The organism is Achromobacter colocynthidis (assembly GCF_057334535.1).
In genome coordinates, this window is record NZ_JBHFIZ010000024.1 from 319,534 (window position 1) to 337,528 (window position 17,995).

Genomic DNA, 17,995 nt, shown 5'->3' on the forward strand with positions numbered 1-17,995 from the left:
GCGATGAGCTTAAAATGTTTCATCGATACTCCCAACGAGGTCTCAATGCGTCCCGTCCGTAAAGCCGTTTTCCCCGTCGCCGGGATGGGCACCCGCTTCCTGCCCGCCACCAAGGCGATGCCCAAGGAAATGCTGCCCGTGGTCGATAAGCCGTTGATTCAATATGCCGTTGAAGAGGCCGTGGCCGCCGGCATCACCGACCTGATTTTTGTGACTGGCCGCAACAAGCGCGCCATCGAAGACCACTTCGACTCCGCCCCCGAGCTTGAGTCCGACCTGGAAAGCAAGGCCAAGCATGAGCTCTTGGCCATGGTGCGGGGCATTCTACCCGCGCATGTGAATTGCCTCTACATTCGCCAGTCCGCCCCGCTGGGCTTGGGCCACGCCGTGCTGTCGGCCGCCCCCGCCGTGGGCGACGAGCCCTTTGCCGTGTTGCTGGCCGATGACCTGATCGACGCCGACACGCCCGCCATGAAGCAGTTGGTGGATGTTGCGGTTGCCCAGAACGCCAGTGTGCTGGGCGTGCAGGACGTGCCCCGCGCCGATACCCGCAAGTACGGCATCGTGGCCACCCGTGCCGGCGAGACCCATCTGGATCCCCGCACCGAGCGCGTCACGCACATTGTTGAAAAGCCCGAACCCGATGTCGCTCCGTCGACGCTTGCGGTCGTGGGCCGCTACGTGCTGGAAGCCGCCATCTTCGACCATCTGCGCTCAACCAAAATGGGCGCGGGCAATGAAATCCAGTTGACCGATGGCATTGCCTCGATGATGCGCGAACGCGCCGTGTTCGCGCACCGTTTCGAGGGTGTGCGCTACGACTGCGGCAACAAGGCCGGCATGTTCCAGGCCACCGTGGCGCTGGGCAAGAAATACCACGGCCTGATACCGGAATAAGCCCGAGCCAGGGCCCGCGCTAGCCTGATAGCGCCGCCCGAGCCTTGGCCCGGGCGCGCGCATCGCGGTCCACCTTGCGCAGCCGCCCCTTGGCGGACAGGCGCATCAGGGTGCCCAGCGCCACCATCAATCCAATCACCTCGACCAGCGCGGCGGGAATCCACATGGTCAGGCCGCCGATGGTCTGGTCCGTTTGGGCCGACATCGCAATGGCGCGGCCGCACAGTTCAAACAAGGGATAGATATCGCTTTCGGTGAAGGCGATGACGGCGCCCGCCACCATTTGCGGCAGCATGGTCAGCACGGGGGATATGACGCGACCACCCGGCGTCATGGCCGCGGGCGGCGCGGGGCGACGGTCCAGGATCAGGTTCCAGTACATGAAACCGCTGATCACGACCGACCAGTTCATCAGGCGGTACAGCCGCCAGTCCAGCATGGAATAGAACTGCACCGACGGAATCAGCCAGATCAGCACCAGGAAGACGAACAGCGCGGGAACGAAGATTTTGTTGGTCAGCACCGCGACCGTGACCCGGCCGCTGCGCGTGCGCAGAAAATCACGCAGCCGGAGGCGCCAGGCCATCGGCAGGCCGGCGCGCATGACTTGCCCCGGAAAGGCCGCCATCACCAGCAGCGGACCCAGGTGGTGCAGCACCAGATGCTGGATGCGATGGATGAAGAACATCCGTTCAGCGTAGTAATCCACCCGGGTGTGCAGCGACAAATACAACAGCACCAACCCGGCCCAGAACAGGAAGCGGCGCGCCCCGGTCACATGGTGCACACGCTGGCCGCGCACGAACAGCACGATCGCCACCACGAAGGAAGCGACCAGCGTGGGAGAGAACTCCCAAGGTATGAGCCATTCAAGACTATCCATGCGGGCCATCCGAAAGACACCGGGGAAGACAAAGGCGGCGACAGGCGCCAACCCGTGCGCTGATTGTAGTAGACCGCGCCGGCCCGTGGTCCGGTGGGTCGGCAGGATCAGAAGTGATGCGAAACGCCCGCTCCGACGCGCGTGGTGTGGGAATGGGCGGAGTCAAACTGCGTATCCAGCGTGTAGTTGGACGCATAGCCGGCAAAGCCGTAGAGCGTCGTGCGCGCGGACAGGGCATAGGTATAGCCCAAGGTGGCCACCTGCGCCTTGCGCGCCGTCATGCCGTTGTCCCATTGCCAGTCGGGCCGCGCCATCGACCACTGCACCAGCACGGCGCCGGGGCCCACGGGCACGCTGGCGCCCAGCAGCCAGGCATTGATGGCCCCGCCCTGCACAAACGGGGCCAGACCCAGCCCCTGGCCCGGCGTGTCGGGGTCACCCCCGTTCAGTCCCACATAGCCATTTTTCTGGCGTGTCCAGGCCAACGAGACCTTGAGCACATCAAAGTCGACCGCCGCGCCCAATTGCACGGCGCGCGGTCGCTTGCCACTGCCTGCCGGGGAATCCGCCAACTGCAATTGGTCCCAGGTGGCCACGGCCAGCAGCGGGCCACTTTCGAACTTCAAGCCGGCGCTGGCGGCGCGCGGGTTCTGCCGGGTCCGAAAATGATTTTGGTCGTCGGCATCGAAGGAATAGCCGACGCCGATTTGAAAACCGTTCCAGTCCGCCGACGTAACGTTCACCATATTGCTGAACTGGAAGTTGTCCGAGGCCTTGAACGTGGCGCCCATGCCCATGTCCTTCCACGAGGCGATCTCCAACGCGGACCCGTAGATCTGGCCGATCGTGGATTGGCGCCCGATGCGGACCTCGCCGTAGCGGTCGCTGCCCACGCCCACCCAGGCCGCGTAGTTGAACAGGCGGCCATCATCTTCCGCCTTGCCGCTGGAAGGATCGAAGCCGCTTTCCAGGCGAAAGCGAGTACGCCAGCCGCCGCCCAGATCTTCGGTGCCCGACAGCCCCCACAGCGAATCCGTCAGACCCCCGTTCAACACGCTAGCGCCGCTACCTTGGCCGGACACCCGGGTTACCGCCACGCCGGCGTCAACCACGCCGTACAAGTGCAGGCCGATGTCTTCGACCGCCGCCGCGGCAACCAGCGCCGGCGGCATGCTCAGGCCCGCCATGAGCGCGGTGCAAAATGCTTTTTTCATGCTCTTCTCCTATCAGGGCGGACACCCGCGCCCGCCCTGTCAGATGTGACCCTATCGTGGTCTTATTGCCAGCCGTAGCGGCGTACCCAGATGCCCTTGAGCAACTGCGTCAGCACGCAATAGCTCAGCAACACCCCCACCAGCCAAGGGAAGTACGCCCACGGCAAGGCCTGCAACTGGAAGTACTCAGCCAACGGCGAGAACGGCAGTGCCAGGCCCAGCACCACCACCATTCCCGTCATGGCCAGCAATGGCCATGACGCGCGGCTTTGCAGGAAGGGAATCCGGCGTGTGCGGATCATGTGCACGATCAGGGTCTGCGACAGCAGGCCTTCCACGAACCAGCCGGACTGGAACAGCGTCTGATGCTCGGGCGCATTGGCCTGGAAGATGAACCACATGATGGCGAACATGGCGATGTCGAACAGCGAGCTGATCGGACCGAAGAACACCATGAAGCGTCCCAGACCATCCGCGTCCCATTGCTGCGGCTTCTTCAGCAGTTCTTCGTCGACGTTGTCGAAAGGAATCGCCGTTTGCGAAATGTCGTACATCAGGTTTTGCAGCAGCAGATGGATCGGCAACATCGGCAGGAACGGCAGGAAGGCGCTGGCCACCAAGACCGAGAATACGTTGCCGAAGTTGGAACTGGCCGTCATCTTCAGGTACTTGAGCATGTTGCAGAAGGTCTTGCGGCCTTCGATCACGCCGTCCTCCAGCACCATCAGGCTCTTTTCCAGCAAGATGATGTCGGCGGCTTCCTTCGAGATATCCACCGCTGAATCCACCGAGATGCCGACGTCGGCGGCGCGCAGGGCCGGCGCATCGTTGATGCCGTCGCCCATGAAGCCCACCGTGTCGCCTTGCGCGCGCAGGCTGCGCACGATGCGCTCTTTGTGCGCGGGAGTCAGCCGGGCGAAGACATTGGCTTCACGCACGGCAACAGCCAGTTGCGCGTCGTCCATGGCCTCGATCTCCGCGCCAAGATAGACGTGGCGCACGTCGAAACCGACTTCGCGGCAGACCTTCTGCGTGACCAGTTCCACGTCGCCGGTCAGCACCTTGACCTCGATGCCTGATGCTTTCAGCGCCGCCAGGGCCGGGGCGGTCGATTCTTTTGGCGGATCCAGGAAGGCCATGTAGCCCACCAGCACCAAGTCGGATTCGTCGGCCACGCCATAGGTCAACTGCGTGGGCGGCATTTCCTTGACGCCCACCGCGATCACGCGCAGTCCATCGCGGTTAAGTTCCGCCGTCACGCGCCGGATATCCGCGCGCCGCGCATCCGTCAACGGAAGCACCGTGTCGCCCACGCGCAGCCGCGTGCAAGCCAGCAGCATTTCTTCCAGCGCGCCCTTGCAGATCAGTTCGTGATGGTCGCGGCCGTTCTCGGTTTCATTGACCACGACGGACATCCGGCGACGCGAGAAATCAAAGGGAATTTCATCCACTTTGCGATACCTGGCGGCCAGGTTCAGGCTGCGCTTGACCTCCGCGTGCTGCAGCACCGCCACGTCCAGCAGATTCTTCAGGCCGGTCTGGTAGTAGCTGTTCAGATAGGCATAGGCCAATACGTCGTCGCTGCTGGATCCATAGACGTCGGTATGCCGTTCCAGCACGATGCGGTCTTGCGTCAGCGTGCCGGTCTTGTCCGTGCACAGCACGTTCATCGCGCCCAGGTTCTGGATGGCGTCCAGCCGCTTGACCACGACTTTACGGCGCGACATGCGCAAGGCGCCCTTGGCCAGCGTGGCCGTGACAATCATCGGCAGCATTTCGGGGGTCAAGCCCACGGCAATGGCCAGCGCAAACAGCAGCGCCTCCAGCCAGTCTCCCTTGGTGAAGCCGTTGATGAGCAACACGATGGGCGCCATCACCAGCATGAAGCGGATCAGCACCCAGCTGACGCGGTTGATGCCCTGCTGAAACTGCGTCGGCGCGCGGCTGGCCTGCGTCACCCGGCCGGCCAACTGGCCGAAATAGGTATTGGCGCCCGTGGCGATGACCAAGGCGCTGCCCGAACCGCTGACCACGTTGGTACCCATGAATGCCATGTTTTCCAGCTCAAGCGAGTTCTCGGTCGCTTCGCGCTGGACGGCATGCTTTTCAACCGGCAGTGACTCGCCCGTCAACGCGGCTTGAGCAACGAACAGGTCTTTGGCGTTCAGGATCCGGCAATCGGCGGGAATCATGTCGCCCGCGGACAGCAGCACCACATCGCCCGGCACCAGCTCGGCCAGTGGCACTTCCATCTGGTGCGAGCCTGAGTCATGCAGGGGGGCGCCGAACAATCGCCGGGCGTTGCCGGTCGTCGGCGCGTCGGCGTTCACGCGCAGCACGGTGGCGGTGTTCTGCACCATGGCTTTCAGCGCTTCGGCCGCGCGGTTCGAGCGCAATTCCTGAGCGAAGCGCAGCACGGTGGAGATCAGCACCATCGACCCGATGATGCCCACCGCCGTCCACGATTTGTCGTCGGGCTCGGCCATGCGCACATCGGTCAGCCACGACAGGCCGGCCAATGCGGTCAACAGCAGATTGAAGGGATTGCGATAGGACAGCCACAGGTGCGAAACCCAGGAGAGCGGCTTTTCGTGGTCGACCTCGTTGGCGCCATGCCGTTCACGCGCCGCTTGCGCCTGGGCTTCCGACAGGCCTCCACGCCCGCTGGCCAGCTGCGAGAACAAGGCATCAAGCCCCATGCGCGACCGCTCCAGCATATGGCGGTTGGCGCGGCGCGAGGCCTCGGACGGCGTCGACACGGCGCCGTTTTGGCCGCCCTGTTCAAGAATGGGAGTGCGCCGGAAATGCCGGCTTGCGCGCCGCCGGCCCGAGGCGGACGAAAAAAAAGATTTCAGGAAGGTAAACATCGGAGTGCTCCGGTTCTTGTTTGATTTCTTGTCGGAGACACGGGCGCACCTGCCCCTGGGCCTGGCACGCGGGCAGCGACGGGCCGCGGCTTTCACGCTGAAAGCCGTCAAGCCGCCCCTGATGGGCGTGCGCAGGCACCGGGGCGAAGTTGCCGGTGTCCGGATCGCGGTGAAGTCGCGCCGGAGTGCGGAAAACGGAAAGGGAGCTAGCTAGGAATCGAGTCCGACGCCTTAGGGCGCGTCCGTCGTCAAAGACGGGGCCTTGGCCGGGGATTCATTGCTGCGGAGTCCGCCAGAACCGGAATAGCTGTCCGGCCGGTCGGCTCGCAAGAGTAGACAGGTCAGACAGGCATGCCGGCGCCACACACAGGGCGCAATCGAGGGTCGGGGTCTAAGGCACTAGGCATGATCTCTCCTGGGGGAAGCAGCGGTTCTCAAGCGGCCATTGCGGCGGCTTGCGCGCCAAAATGCACGTGGCGAACGGCGGGGTTGGCGCTGAGGCGGCGCGCTTGCGACATCAATTCAGCGCGCAATTCGGGCGGGCAATTGACGGTGATGCAAGCGGACGCCAGGTTCGGGTCGCGGCCTTGGTCGACCTGCACTTGCGAGACATCCAGGCCGGCGGCGCTGAAGTCCAGGCAGATCTGCTTGCGCAAGGCGCCCAATTCGTCGCGCGGACAAATGACCGTCAAACGCGACGTGCCGCGACGGCGGCTCAGGGCGGTGGCACGGTCTACGCCAGCGCGGCGTAGGAACAAGTCGAAGAAACGCATAACGACCTCCATTGCAAGATGGGGAGCGGTATCGCGAGTACGCGAGCAGCCGGACGCGGCGCATGGCGGACGAACACAAGACGTGCACGAACGCTGACGCTGCGACTAGCCGCGGTTCTGGCGGTTTATGTTGGGGAATTTCCCGGCAAGCCGAAGGCCTGCGCTATTGCCCGGGTAGAAGCCCGAAGCTTGGGATACGCCGCAACCTGTATGACAGGATGCGGCAGATGGAGCTCTGCGTGTTTCCTGTCAGACAGCGATGTCGATGCAAGATCGACTACTTTCGCCGGAATCGGTATTCACGAAGACTGCTCCTGAGATGGATAACGGACGGATTTTACGCGGGTTTCCACTGATGGACAAGGTTTTTGCGGTTTAACGTCACAACGATGCAAAAAAAGATAAAGCGGCGCAAAACGCGTCGGCCTCGCGCCGCTTTTCCCATTCACCTTGCCAGCGTCAGGCGTAGAAATGCCACCCCAGATAGGTGGCGAACAAAGCATAGAAACCGCCCACCGCCGACAGTGCCGGCACGGTCATCACCGAGCGGCGGAAACGCAGCCACAGCAGGCCGATCGACAACATGGTGAACAGGCCGGCCGCCAGCAAGGGGGCGTCCAGCAACCACGGCGTCATGAAGATTCCCAGTGAGCTGGGAATGGTCGCCTGGATCATCATCGCGCCCGAAATATTGGCCAGCGCCAGGCGTTCCTTGCCCTGGCGCACCCAGATCAGCGCGTTCATGATTTCCGGAAGTTCCGTGGCAACCGGCGCCAGCAGCAAGGCAGCGACGTGCGGCGATGCGCCCATGGCGATGCCCAAGAGCTCGATCTGGTTCACGAAAACGTGCGACGCGCCGGCAATGACAAGCAACGCCAGGATGGTTTGCGTGGCGGCCCAGAACATGGACGGGTCGGTGTCGCTGGGGCGCAGCTTCAACGGTTCAAGGTCTTCGCTATCCGCACGCGCCTCGTCATGGCTGAGTTCGCGCCTGACGTACATGCCGTAGGTGGCCAGGAACAGGATGCCCAGCCAGGGCTTCCACGCAAAGGCCAGCAAGCCCAGGCCCACCTTGAAAAGGAAGATGCCCATGAACCAGGCCTGGTCGCGGGCCAACCGGCGCTGGTCCGCGTTGATACAGTTGGCTTTTTCCGGCTGGCCGCCGCGGCGTGCGCGCCACAGGGCAATACCCACCACCGCGTACGCCAAGGTGGCCAACACCAGCGGGCCGCCCATTGCCGCGCCGACGCCGATGTCTTTCTGTTCAGGGGTGTCGCCGAACACGACCGCCATGAAGGTGACCGCGCTTTCCGGCAACGCCGTACCAAAGGCCGCCAGAATCGTGCCGGTGGCGGTGGCGCCCAGGTGGAAGCGGTGTCCGACCCATTCCACGCCATTGACGAAGAATTCGCAGGCGAAGTAAATCACTGCCGCGGACAGGAAAAACAGAAACAGGGTGAGCAACATATGAATACAGCCGGACGAGCAGAAACCAATTGGCGCGACGCAACGGCTCGCCCGGCTAGGGTGAACGCTACGCGGCCAAAGGTCTCGCCTGGCTGATCCATGCGGCGGGCAATGCCGCGTGCATGGAAACCGTTAGCGCCATGGAGTTCTAGCAACCGCTACGCGGCACTGAACCACCAAGTCTGTTGACGCTAACTCCTTTGGGGACAAAGGATGGCTACTCCCCAATGACAGAGCCGCGATTGTAGCAGCGCGAATCGGGCCGTCCAGTGAATCCCGCGCGGGGTTCGCGTGATGCGCATCCGCTGTTGTTTGCGCGCGATAGCGGGGTAAAGTAGGCCGCATCCACATCTTTCGCGGGGTTCGCGCCCCTGCCCGCCATGAGCCTGCCTCCCGCTGACATCGCCCCGTTCGTCGCCCGCCGCCAACGCCTGATGGAACGGATGCGCGCCGATGGCGGCGGCATCGCCATCCTGCCGACCGCCCCCGAAGCCATCCGCAACCGCGACGCCGAATTCCCGTACCGCCACGACAGCGACTTTTTCTATCTCACCGGCTTTACCGAACCCGGGGCCTGGCTGGTGCTGATCGCGGGCGCCACGGACCGCGCGGTGCTGTTCTGCCGGCCGCGCCATGTGGAACATGAAATCTGGGAAGGCAAGCGGTTCGGCCCCGAGGCGGCGGCCGACTACTTCGGCTTTGACGACGCCCATCCGATCGATGCGCTGGATGAATTGATCCCCAAACTGATGCTGGACCATCCCACGCTTTATGCGCCGCTGGCGGGCGACAAGCGCAGTGATGGGCACTTGCATCGCTGGCTGGCCGCCGCGCGCGACGCTGGCCGCGCGGGCCACGCTCCGCCCGTCCGCCAACAGGACATCCGCGCGGTGTTGGCGGAAATGCGCCTGGTCAAGGACCCGGCCGAAATCGCCACCATGCGGCGCGCCGCCAAGATATCGGCCGGTGCGCACGCGCGCGCCATGCGGGTCACCCGCCCCGGCATGCACGAGTACGAACTGGAAGCGGAATTGCTGTATGAATTCCGCCGCCACGGCGCGCAGGCCGTGGCCTACAACAGCATCGTGGCGGCCGGCGCCAATGCCTGCGTGCTGCACTACCCGGCCGGCGAGGCCGTGCTGCGCGACGGTGACCTGGTCCTGATCGACGCAGGCTGTGAAGTCGACAGCTACGCCAGCGACATCACCCGGACCTTTCCCGTGAACGGACGCTACAGCGGCCCGCAGCGCGCGCTGTATGACTTGACCGTGGCCGCCCAGCAAGCCGCCGCGGCCGCGCCCGCGCCCGGGCGCACGTTCAATGACGGCCACGAGGCCGCATTGCGCGTATTGGCGCAAGGCATGCTGGACCTGAAATTATTGAAGGGGTCACTTGACGGCGTGCTGGAGTCCGGCGACTACAGCCGCTTCTACATGCACCGCACCGGCCACTGGCTGGGCCTGGACGTCCACGACGCGGGAGACTACCGCCAGCCCGGCCCGGCGCAAGGCGGCGACCGCCCGTGGCGCACACTGGAGCGCGGCATGATGCTGACGATTGAACCGGGCATTTATGTGCGTCCGGCGGACGACGTGCCGGAAAGCTACTGGAACATTGGTATCCGCACGGAAGACGATGCGCTGGTTACGGATGAAGGCTGTGAACTGATCACGCGCGGCGTGCCGGTGGAAGCCAGCGAGATCGAGGCATTGATGCGCGAATAGGCGCGGGCTACAGCTTCAGGCCGTCCAGCCAGCCCATGGCCACCCAGACGTAGACCACCACCATGGCGATGGCGAACATCGACACCACCGAGCCCACCAGGCACGCCATCAGCGCCACCAGCACCGGCCCCCAGCCCGTGGACGTGGGCCGGCCCTGCCCGGGGTTGTAGCGCCGGTCGAATTTTTCGTCGGACATCAGCGAAAACACCGCGCTTTCGATGAAGCCGTCGATCATCGGAATGAACAACAGGAAGAAGGCGGGGTTGTCGTACCAGACGGGGTAATAGCGGAACGCACAGAACAGGCTGACCACGGCCAGCAGTGTCACGGCCCAGGCGTAGCGGCGGCCCAGATACCACCAGTGCGCGCCCAGCCACCCGAACAGACAAGCCAGCAGCCCCACGGCGACCTTGCCGCGCGGTCGTCGGGCGGGTGCGGCGGACAGTGAAGGTGAAGCCTGAACCTGCGTCATGGGAATCAACCTCGGGATCAACCGTAAAGGGTGAGGCGCGGCTAGCCGCGCTGGCTGTGCCGGATTGTAGTGGACGGTTAAAATCCCGCCATGACTGCATCCGCCTTCGACATTGCGATTCTTGGCGCCGGCCCCGTGGGCCGCGTGCTTGCCCTGATGCTGGCGCGCGTGGCGCCGGACCCGGCGCGCATCGCCCTGCTCGCCGGCAGCGCGCCGGCCCCGGCCACCCCCGCGGCGGCCGTGCCTGCCGCGGACCCCCGCGTGCTGGCCATGAACCACGGCAGCCGCGTGCTGCTGGAATCGTTGCAGGCCTGGCCCGAGCGGTCGGCTGATATCCGCAACATCCATGTGTCGCAACGCGGGCGTCTGGGCCGCACCGTCATTCAGCACACGGATTTCGGCGTGCCGCAGTTGGGCAGCGTGGTGGCCTATTCCGGTTTGCACGCCAAGTTGGACGAGCGCGTGGCGGCCTGTGGCGTCACCGTGCTGCCCGGCCCCGGCGCCCTGATCGAAGGCCAGGACGCCGACGGGGTGCGCATCACGCAAGGGGACCGCACCCTGCTGTGCCAAGTTGCCGTGCAGTCTGACGGCGCGGGCGCCACCGACGTGCGCCGCGACTATGGCCAGCATGCCGTGCTGACGACGGCCCACGCCACGCTGCCGCGCCGAGGCTGGGCCTGGGAACGCTTTACTTCCGAAGGCCCGCTGGCCCTGCTGCCCCACCCACAGACGCCGGACGCCTATTCGGTGGTCTGGTGCAGCGCGCCGGAACGGGCCCAAGAACTGGCCGCGTTGGACAACGCGGCGTTCTCGTCGGCGCTGTCCGCCGCCTTTGGCGACCGCCTGGGCAGATTGTCGAGCCAAGCGCCCCGCCCCGTTTTTCCGCTGGCGCTGGCCGCCCGCCGCGCCCAGGTGCAAGGGCGCGTGGCCGCCATCGGCAACGCCGCCCAGACGCTGCATCCCGTGGCGGGCCAGGGCCTGAACCTGGGCCTGCGCGACGCCGCCAGGTTGGCCCAGACGCTGGCCGGCTGGCTGGCCCGGCCCGAGTCCAGCCCGACTTCCCTGTTGACCGAGTTTGCCCAGGCCCGTCAGGTCGACCGCGCCATCACCGCGGGCCTGACCGACCTGATGCCGCGCGTGTTCGCGACCGGTCTGGCCCCGGTTGAACATGCCTGCGGGCTGGCCTTGCTGGGAATGGATCTGGCGTCGCCGTTGCGCGCCCCGCTGGCCCAGCATCTGCTGCAAGGCTTTCGCGCCTGATCCACGCGCGATCCGAGCACAATCCGGCCCCGCCACCCGGCCCTGAAATGGGACCCAGGAATAGGGTCGGATCCGCCTGATTTCTCCCTTCTTGTTACCAAGCTGTCGCCCTCGAAAAATGGGGGTTTGATCGAGCCGGTTAAAATGTGACCATGCGCATAGGCCAGTGGACCCTTCCCAACAACGTTCTAGTCGCGCCCATGGCGGGCGTGACGGACCGTCCATTCCGACAACTTTGCAAGAAGTTGGGGGCGGGCTATGCCGTGTCCGAAATGGCTGCCAGCAACCCCAAGCTGTGGGACAGCGTCAAGACGTCGCGCCGCCTGAACCACGATGGCGAAATTGCGCCCATTTCGGTCCAGATCGCGGGCGCCGACCCGGCCATGATGGCCGAGGCCGCCGTCTTCAACGCCGGCAAGGGCGCGCGCATCATCGACATCAACATGGGCTGCCCGGTCAAGAAAGTGTGTAACGTGGCGTCGGGGTCGGCGCTGCTGCGCCATGAAGACCTGATCGTCCGCATCCTGGACGCCGTGGTGTCAGCCTGCGCGCCGCTGGGCGTGCCGGTCACCTTGAAGACCCGCACGGGTTGGGACCGCGATAGCCGCAACGCCTTGCGCGTGGCCAAGCTGGCCGAAAATGCCGGCATCGCCGCCCTGACGCTGCACGGCCGAACCCGCGCCGACCTCTATACGGGCGAGGCGGAATATGACACTATCCGCGCCGTCAAGGCCGAGCTGAGCATCCCCGTGATCGCAAACGGAGATATCGACTCTCCTGAAAAAGCCAAGCAAGTCCTGGATTACACTGGCGCCGACGCGGTCATGATCGGCCGGGCGGCACAGGGCCGTCCCTGGATCTTCCGCGAAATCGATCACTATTTGCGCACGGGCGTATCACTGGCCCCGCCCTCCCATGGGGAAATGCGCGAGCTGTTGCTTGAACATCTCGACGACCATTACCGCTTCTATGGCGAGCACACCGGCGTACGCACGGCGCGCAAGCATATCGGCTGGTATCTGGACGGCCTGCCGGGCGCGGATTCGTTCTGCGCCCGCATGAACCTGATCGACAATACCCGCGACCAGTGGCGGGCGGTGTCGGATTGGTTCGACACCCTCTCGCGCGACGGCGAGCCCCACCCGGCGCCGGTCGCAGAAGCCCTGCTGGCGGCATGACCGCCTCAACACCAACATAAAAATATCTGTACTCAAATGAGCAAGAAAGATGTCCTGGAAGAATGCGTGCGCGCCAGCCTGGAGCGCTATTTCGAAGACTTGGGTGAATCCGAGCCCCACGATATGTGGGACATGGTGATGCGCTGCGTTGAACGCCCGGTGCTTGAAGTGGCGCTGGAGCGATCGGGCGGCAACCAGTCGCGCGCGTCTGAAATGCTGGGCATCACCCGCAACACCCTGCGCAAGAAGTTGCTGGCGCACAATATCCAGGTATAGCTTTTCCGCGAGGGCAGCCCCCCCGGCGGGCGCCGCCCTCTTCTACGCCGATTTCCCATCCTGACCTGAACGAGAAAGGCGCACCGCCCGACTCCCGTCCCCCACCATGAAAATCGAAACCGCCCTGCTTTCGGTGTCCGACAAGACCGGCATCGTTGAATTTGCCCGCGCCCTGGCCGCGCGTGGCGTGCGCCTGCTGTCAACTGGCGGCACCGCCAAGTTGCTGGCCGACGCCGGCCTGACCGTCACCGAAGTGGCCGCCCACACGGGTTCGCCGGAAATTCTGGATGGCCGCGTCAAGACGCTGCACCCCAAGATTCACGGCGGTCTCCTGGCCCGTCGCGACAGCGCCGAGCACATGGACACCATCAAGGCAGCGGGCATCGATCGCATCGACATGCTGGTGGTCAACCTGTACCCGTTCCGTGAGACGGTGGCCAAGCCTGATTGCACGTTCGCCGACGCGGTCGAGAACATCGACATCGGCGGCCCGGCCATGCTGCGCGCGGCCGCCAAGAACCACGGCACCGAAGCGGGTGGCGTGACGGTCGTGATCGACCCGGTGGACTATTCGCGCGTGCTGGCCGAAATGGACAAGAACGGCAGCACGTCTTATGGCCTGCGCCTGGCGCTGGCCTCGAAGGTGTATGCCCACACGGCCGCCTACGACGGCGCCATCGCCGCCTACCTGACCAGCCTGACCGAAGCCGAACCGGCCCAGGAAGCCGTGCCGGCGCGTAACGAATGGCCCGGCACGCTGACCTTGCAGGTCAAGCAAGAGCAGGCGCTGCGTTACGGCGAAAACCCCCATCAGACCGCCGCCTTCTATGTGGACGCGCAGCGTCCGGCCGGCCTGTTGGGCAACTACCGCCAACTGCAGGGCAAGGAACTGTCCTACAACAACATCGCCGACGCCGACGCCGCATGGGAATGCGCGCGCAGCTTCGACGCGCCTGCCTGCGTCATCGTCAAGCACGCCAACCCCTGCGGCGTGGCCGTGGCGGCCAACACGCTGGGTGCCTACCAGCAAGCGTTCAAGACCGACCCGACCTCCGCGTTCGGCGGCATCATCGCCTTTAACCGTCCGGTGGACGCCGCCACGGCCGAAGCCGTCAGCGCCCAGTTCCTGGAAGTGCTGCTGGCACCCGCCTACGACGGCGCCGCGCTGGCCATCCTGGCCGCCAAGAAGAACGTGCGCGTACTGGAAGTGCCGATGGGCGTGGGCCAGAACGCGTTCGACATCAAGCGCGTGGGTGGCGGCTGGCTGGTGCAAAGCCCGGACGCCTACAACGTGCCGCGCGATGCGCTGAAGGTGGTCAGCAAGCGCCAGCCCACCGAACAGGAAATGAACGACCTGGCTTTCGCCTGGAAGGTTGCCAAGTACGTCAAGTCCAACGCCATCGTCTTCGTGGGCGGCGGTATGACCTTGGGCGTGGGCGCCGGCCAGATGAGCCGCATCGACTCGGCGCGCATTGCGTCGATCAAGGCGGAAAACGCCGGCCTGACGCTGAAGGGTTCGGCCGTGGCGTCGGACGCTTTCTTCCCGTTCCGCGACGGCCTGGACGTGGTGGTGGCGGCGGGCGCAACCTGCGTCATCCAGCCCGGCGGCAGCATGCGTGACGATGAAGTCATCGCCGCCGCCGACGAGCATGGCATCGCCATGGTGCTGACCGGCACCCGCCACTTCCGCCACTGATGCGCGTCCTGGGCATCGATCCCGGCTTGCGCCGCACCGGCTTCGGTGTGATCGATGCCGACGGCTCGCGGCTGCGCTATGTGGCCAGCGGGACCATCGTGGTCCCGCTGGCGCTGACGCTGGCCGAGCGCCTGAAAGTCATTCTGGACAATCTGCGCGAAGTGGCGCGCGACACGCAACCCGATGTCGCCGCGCTTGAAATCGTCTTTCTGAACACCAACCCCGCATCCACGCTGCTACTGGGCCAGGCCCGGGGCGCGGCGCTGTGCGCATTGGCGGACAGTTCGCTGGCGGTGCACGAATACACCGCCTTGCAGATCAAGAAGGCCGTGGTGGGCACCGGCCGCGCCGCCAAGGAGCAGGTGCAGATGATGGTGCAGCATCTACTGTCGCTGGACGGTGTGCCCGCGCCCGACTCCGCCGACGCGCTGGCCTGCGCCATCTGCCACGCGCACGTCGGCCCCTTGCAGGACAAGCTGGAACGGCTGGGCACGGCATTGCGCATGGGCGGCAAGACGCGCTTGCGCAACGGCCGGTTGATCGGCTGATTCCTGCCCGCCAGGCCGCGCGGCGTTCAAGCGCTGCGCCCGGACACCCCCTACCCGCCTCGTACCGACTCTTGCGCGTATAGAATGCCCGCATTCGCCGCGCATTCCGCGCGCGCCATTGCTACCAGGCCATCATCACCATGATCGGACGCATTACCGGAACCCTGATCGAAAAGCTGCCTCCCACCATCTGCGTGGACGTGGGCGGCTTGGGGTATGACATCGACGTGTCCATGAGCACGCTGTACTCGCTGCCGGAAACCGGCGCGCGCGTCACGCTGTATACGCACCTGACGGTGCGTGAAGACGCGCACATCCTTTATGGCTTTGGCACGGCCAGCGAACGCAGCGCGTTTCGCGAGCTGATCAAAGTCAGCGGCATCGGCGCGCGCACAGCGCTGTCGGTACTGTCCGGCATGTCGGTGGCCGACCTGGCGCAAGCCATCACCTTGCAGGAGACCGGCCGTCTGACGCGCGTGCCGGGCATCGGCAAGAAGACCGCCGAACGGTTGTTGCTGGAAATGCGCGGCAAGCTCGGCGCGGACATCGGCGCCACCTCGCACGCCACGCCGGACAACCAGTCAGACATCCTGAACGCACTGCTGGCGTTGGGCTATTCGGAAAAGGAATCGCTGTCGGCGCTGAAGACGCTGCCCGAAGGCGTGGGCGTGTCCGACGGCATCAAGCAGGCGCTCAAGGCACTGGCGCGCTAGGTCTGGGTAGTGCGCTGCAAATAACGCGGCGCCACGGCCTCAAGACCCGTCGGCACCACATGCAATTCGGGCGCGATCGGGCCCACGCAGATGTTGTCGCGGCGCAAGGAATCCAGGTTGTCGCGCGACATCAGCGGTTCGCCCGGCATGCATTCGAACAGGCGCGCCTGCATGCGCCCCACCCCCATGGGCACGGGAATCACGGGCCGCGGGTTACCACTCCAGGCGGCGCACAAGCGGGCGATCTCACCCAGCGTGTAGATCTGCGGGCCACCCAGCTCGTACGTCTTGCCGCAGGTGTGGGTATCGCCCAGCGCCGTCGCCATGGCCGCCACCACGTCGCCCACATACACCGGCTGCATGCGCGCATGCGCGCCGGCCAAGGGCAAGACCGGCAGCCAGCGGGCCAGTGATGCAAACATATTGGTGAAATTGTCGTCCGGGCCGAAGATGACCGACGGGCGGAAGATGGTCCAGCCGCCGTCGTTGCTGGATGAAAATTCGCTTTTGATGGCGGCTTCGCCATCGCCCTTGGAACGCTGGTACATGCTGTCGCCCTGCGAATCGGCGCCTAGCGCGCTGATGTGCAACAGGCGGCGGACGCCATGGCGCTGGCAGGCCCGCGCAATGCGCTGCGGCAGATGTACGTGCGCGCGCGCAAAATCAGAGCCGTAGGGCTTGCCGACGTTGCCGTGCAGGATGCCCACCAGGTTCACCACCACGTCGCAATCCGTGACCAGTTCGTCCAGCGCGGCATCGTCATGGATGTCGGTCTGGATCAGTGTGGTGGTGGGATGGACTTGCAGTTCGCTGCCGCGCGCCAACAGGCGGGTGGGCACGATGATCTGGTGCAGGTCGCCGGAAAGCCGGGCAATCAGGTGACGGCCGATGAAACCGGTGCCGCCGATGACAAGGATACGCATGCCGCAGCCCCCTGTTCGTCAGGATCGAGACCCGATTCTGCCCTGCACGGACAACAACCGCAAGCACGCATCGGCGGCCCGGGGTGCGGGCCACTTGATGCGCGTCATATGGGCGTCATTCTGGCGGGGGCAGGACGCCAGCAGCTTGGCGTAAGCCGGAAGATCGACGTTGCCGCCGCTGATGATGACCCCGACCCGCGCGCCCTGCACCGGCACCACGTTCTGCATGACCGCGGCCGCGGCCAGGCAGCCGGTGGGCTCCACCACCATCTTCATGCGTTCGGCGAAGAACTTCATGGTGGTGACCAGTTGGGCGTCCGACACCGTAACGATATCGCGCACGTATTTCTGGATGAGCGGGAAGGTCAGGTTACCCAGGTGCGTGGTGGCGGCGCCATCGGCCAGGGTCTTGGGGGCGGGAATTCGGACGATTTCACCCTTGCGCAGCGACTGCTGGCCGTCGTTGCCGGCTTCGGGCTCAACGCCGTACACCAGGCAGCGCGGGCTGAGCGCAAAGGCCGACAAGGCGGATCCCGACAACAGGCCGCCGCCGCCCAGGCAGACGAACAGATAGTCCAGTTCGCCCACTTCCTCGAACAATTCCTTGGCCGCCGTGCCCTGCCCCGTGATCACGTCTTCGTGGTCGTAGGGCGGAATCAGCGTGGCCCCGGTTTCGGCCTGGATACGCCGCGCGATCTGTTCGCGGTCTTCGGTGTAACGGTCATAGGTGACGATCTTGCCGCCGTAGCCTTCGGTGGCGGCGCGCTTGGCCGCCGGGGCGTCCAGCGGCATGATGATCGTGGCCGACACGCCCTGCAGCTTGGAGGCCAGCGCAATGGCTTGCGCATGGTTGCCCGACGAGAACGTCACCACGCCGGCGGCGCGCTGCTCGGGCGTCAGGCGCGCGATGGCGTTGTAGCCGCCTCGGAACTTGAAGGCGCCCATGCGCTGGAAGTTCTCGCACTTGAAGAAGATCGACGCGCCGCTGATGGCGTCGGCCGTGGCCGAGGTCAAGACGGGCGTGCGGTGGGCGTTGCCGGCCAGGCGCTCGCTGGCGCGCACGACGTCATCATAGGTAGGCAGTTCGGGCAGCATGGGAATCCG

General features: G+C 65.2%; 15 protein-coding genes, 1 pseudogene and 1 riboswitch. Of the genes and pseudogenes, 8 read left to right on the forward strand and 8 right to left on the reverse strand.

Annotated elements, in window-relative coordinates:
• Window positions 1-45: 45 nt before the first annotated feature.
• A complete protein-coding gene (gene galU, locus ACE04A_RS10135; protein WP_100852926.1) occupies window positions 46-897 on the forward strand; it encodes a UTP--glucose-1-phosphate uridylyltransferase GalU in 852 nt (283 codons plus the stop codon).
• Window positions 898-916: 19 nt separating this feature from the next.
• Here the strand turns inward: galU and ACE04A_RS10140 are convergent, their stop codons facing one another.
• From ACE04A_RS10140 to ACE04A_RS10160, 5 genes are all read right to left on the reverse strand, one after another.
• Window positions 917-1,789 carry a cytochrome c oxidase assembly protein gene (locus ACE04A_RS10140; RefSeq protein WP_438857574.1) on the reverse strand — a complete coding sequence of 291 codons (873 nt, stop codon included), beginning with the start codon at window positions 1,787-1,789 and terminating at the stop codon, window positions 917-919.
• A gap of 98 nt (window positions 1,790-1,887) precedes the next feature.
• Window positions 1,888-2,994 (reverse strand): porin, encoded by a 1,107-nt coding sequence (locus tag ACE04A_RS10145; protein ID WP_448718677.1) that lies wholly within the window; start codon window positions 2,992-2,994, stop codon window positions 1,888-1,890.
• Window positions 2,995-3,056: 62 nt separating this feature from the next.
• Window positions 3,057-5,861 (reverse strand): magnesium-translocating P-type ATPase, encoded by a 2,805-nt coding sequence (mgtA, locus tag ACE04A_RS10150; RefSeq protein WP_448718678.1) that lies wholly within the window; start codon window positions 5,859-5,861, stop codon window positions 3,057-3,059.
• Between the two features lie 434 nt (window positions 5,862-6,295).
• Window positions 6,296-6,634: a hypothetical protein gene (locus ACE04A_RS10155; RefSeq protein ID WP_050447311.1), complete on the reverse strand. Its 339-nt coding sequence runs from the start codon at window positions 6,632-6,634 to the stop codon at window positions 6,296-6,298.
• A 459-nt stretch (window positions 6,635-7,093) separates the two neighbouring features.
• Window positions 7,094-8,101, reverse strand: coding sequence for a sodium:calcium antiporter (locus ACE04A_RS10160; RefSeq protein WP_259252306.1), 1,008 nt, complete (start codon window positions 8,099-8,101; stop codon window positions 7,094-7,096).
• A 79-nt stretch (window positions 8,102-8,180) separates the two neighbouring features.
• Window positions 8,181-8,346, reverse strand: a riboswitch (yybP-ykoY riboswitch).
• A 135-nt stretch (window positions 8,347-8,481) separates the two neighbouring features.
• Here ACE04A_RS10160 and ACE04A_RS10165 point away from each other — a divergent pair.
• Window positions 8,482-9,825 (forward strand): aminopeptidase P N-terminal domain-containing protein, encoded by a 1,344-nt coding sequence (locus ACE04A_RS10165; RefSeq protein ID WP_448718680.1) that lies wholly within the window; start codon window positions 8,482-8,484, stop codon window positions 9,823-9,825.
• Between the two features lie 7 nt (window positions 9,826-9,832).
• Here ACE04A_RS10165 and ACE04A_RS10170 read toward each other — a convergent pair whose 3' ends face one another.
• A complete protein-coding gene (locus ACE04A_RS10170) occupies window positions 9,833-10,297 on the reverse strand; it encodes a TM2 domain-containing protein (protein ID WP_448718681.1) in 465 nt (154 codons plus the stop codon).
• A gap of 90 nt (window positions 10,298-10,387) precedes the next feature.
• Between ACE04A_RS10170 and ACE04A_RS10175 the strand changes: the two genes are divergently transcribed.
• The 6 genes from ACE04A_RS10175 to ruvA all read left to right on the forward strand — a co-directional run bounded on the left by ACE04A_RS10175 (window position 10,388) and on the right by ruvA (window position 15,968).
• Window positions 10,388-11,557 (forward strand): UbiH/UbiF/VisC/COQ6 family ubiquinone biosynthesis hydroxylase, encoded by a 1,170-nt coding sequence (locus ACE04A_RS10175; protein ID WP_485820082.1) that lies wholly within the window; start codon window positions 10,388-10,390, stop codon window positions 11,555-11,557.
• A 152-nt stretch (window positions 11,558-11,709) separates the two neighbouring features.
• Window positions 11,710-12,735 (forward strand): tRNA dihydrouridine synthase DusB, encoded by a 1,026-nt coding sequence (gene dusB, locus ACE04A_RS10180; protein ID WP_259252663.1) that lies wholly within the window; start codon window positions 11,710-11,712, stop codon window positions 12,733-12,735.
• A 36-nt stretch (window positions 12,736-12,771) separates the two neighbouring features.
• The gene (locus tag ACE04A_RS10185) at window positions 12,772-13,011 is read left to right on the forward strand and encodes a helix-turn-helix domain-containing protein (protein ID WP_006217670.1); all 240 of its coding nucleotides are present in this window, start codon (window positions 12,772-12,774) and stop codon (window positions 13,009-13,011) included.
• A 106-nt stretch (window positions 13,012-13,117) separates the two neighbouring features.
• On the forward strand, window positions 13,118-14,707 hold the full coding sequence (purH, locus tag ACE04A_RS10190) for a bifunctional phosphoribosylaminoimidazolecarboxamide formyltransferase/IMP cyclohydrolase (RefSeq protein ID WP_100852936.1): 1,590 nt from the start codon (window positions 13,118-13,120) through the stop codon (window positions 14,705-14,707).
• Entirely contained in the window at window positions 14,707-15,255 is a 549-nt protein-coding gene (ruvC, locus tag ACE04A_RS10195) for a crossover junction endodeoxyribonuclease RuvC (RefSeq protein ID WP_448715904.1), read from the forward strand. Before purH ends, ruvC begins: the two co-directional genes overlap by 1 nt.
• A gap of 140 nt (window positions 15,256-15,395) precedes the next feature.
• Window positions 15,396-15,968, forward strand: a complete 573-nt coding sequence (gene ruvA, locus ACE04A_RS10200; protein WP_100852938.1) for a Holliday junction branch migration protein RuvA — start codon at window positions 15,396-15,398, stop codon at window positions 15,966-15,968.
• Here ruvA and ACE04A_RS10205 read toward each other — a convergent pair.
• Complete coding sequence (locus tag ACE04A_RS10205) at window positions 15,965-16,891, reverse strand: complex I NDUFA9 subunit family protein (RefSeq protein ID WP_448715903.1); 927 nt, start codon at window positions 16,889-16,891, stop codon at window positions 15,965-15,967. The two genes, ruvA and ACE04A_RS10205, sit on opposite strands and share 4 nt — an antisense overlap.
• Before the next feature lie 135 nt (window positions 16,892-17,026).
• Window positions 17,027-17,986, reverse strand: a pseudogene (locus ACE04A_RS10210) (threo-3-hydroxy-L-aspartate ammonia-lyase); the annotation flags it as partial.
• Window positions 17,987-17,995: the final 9 nt, after the last annotated feature.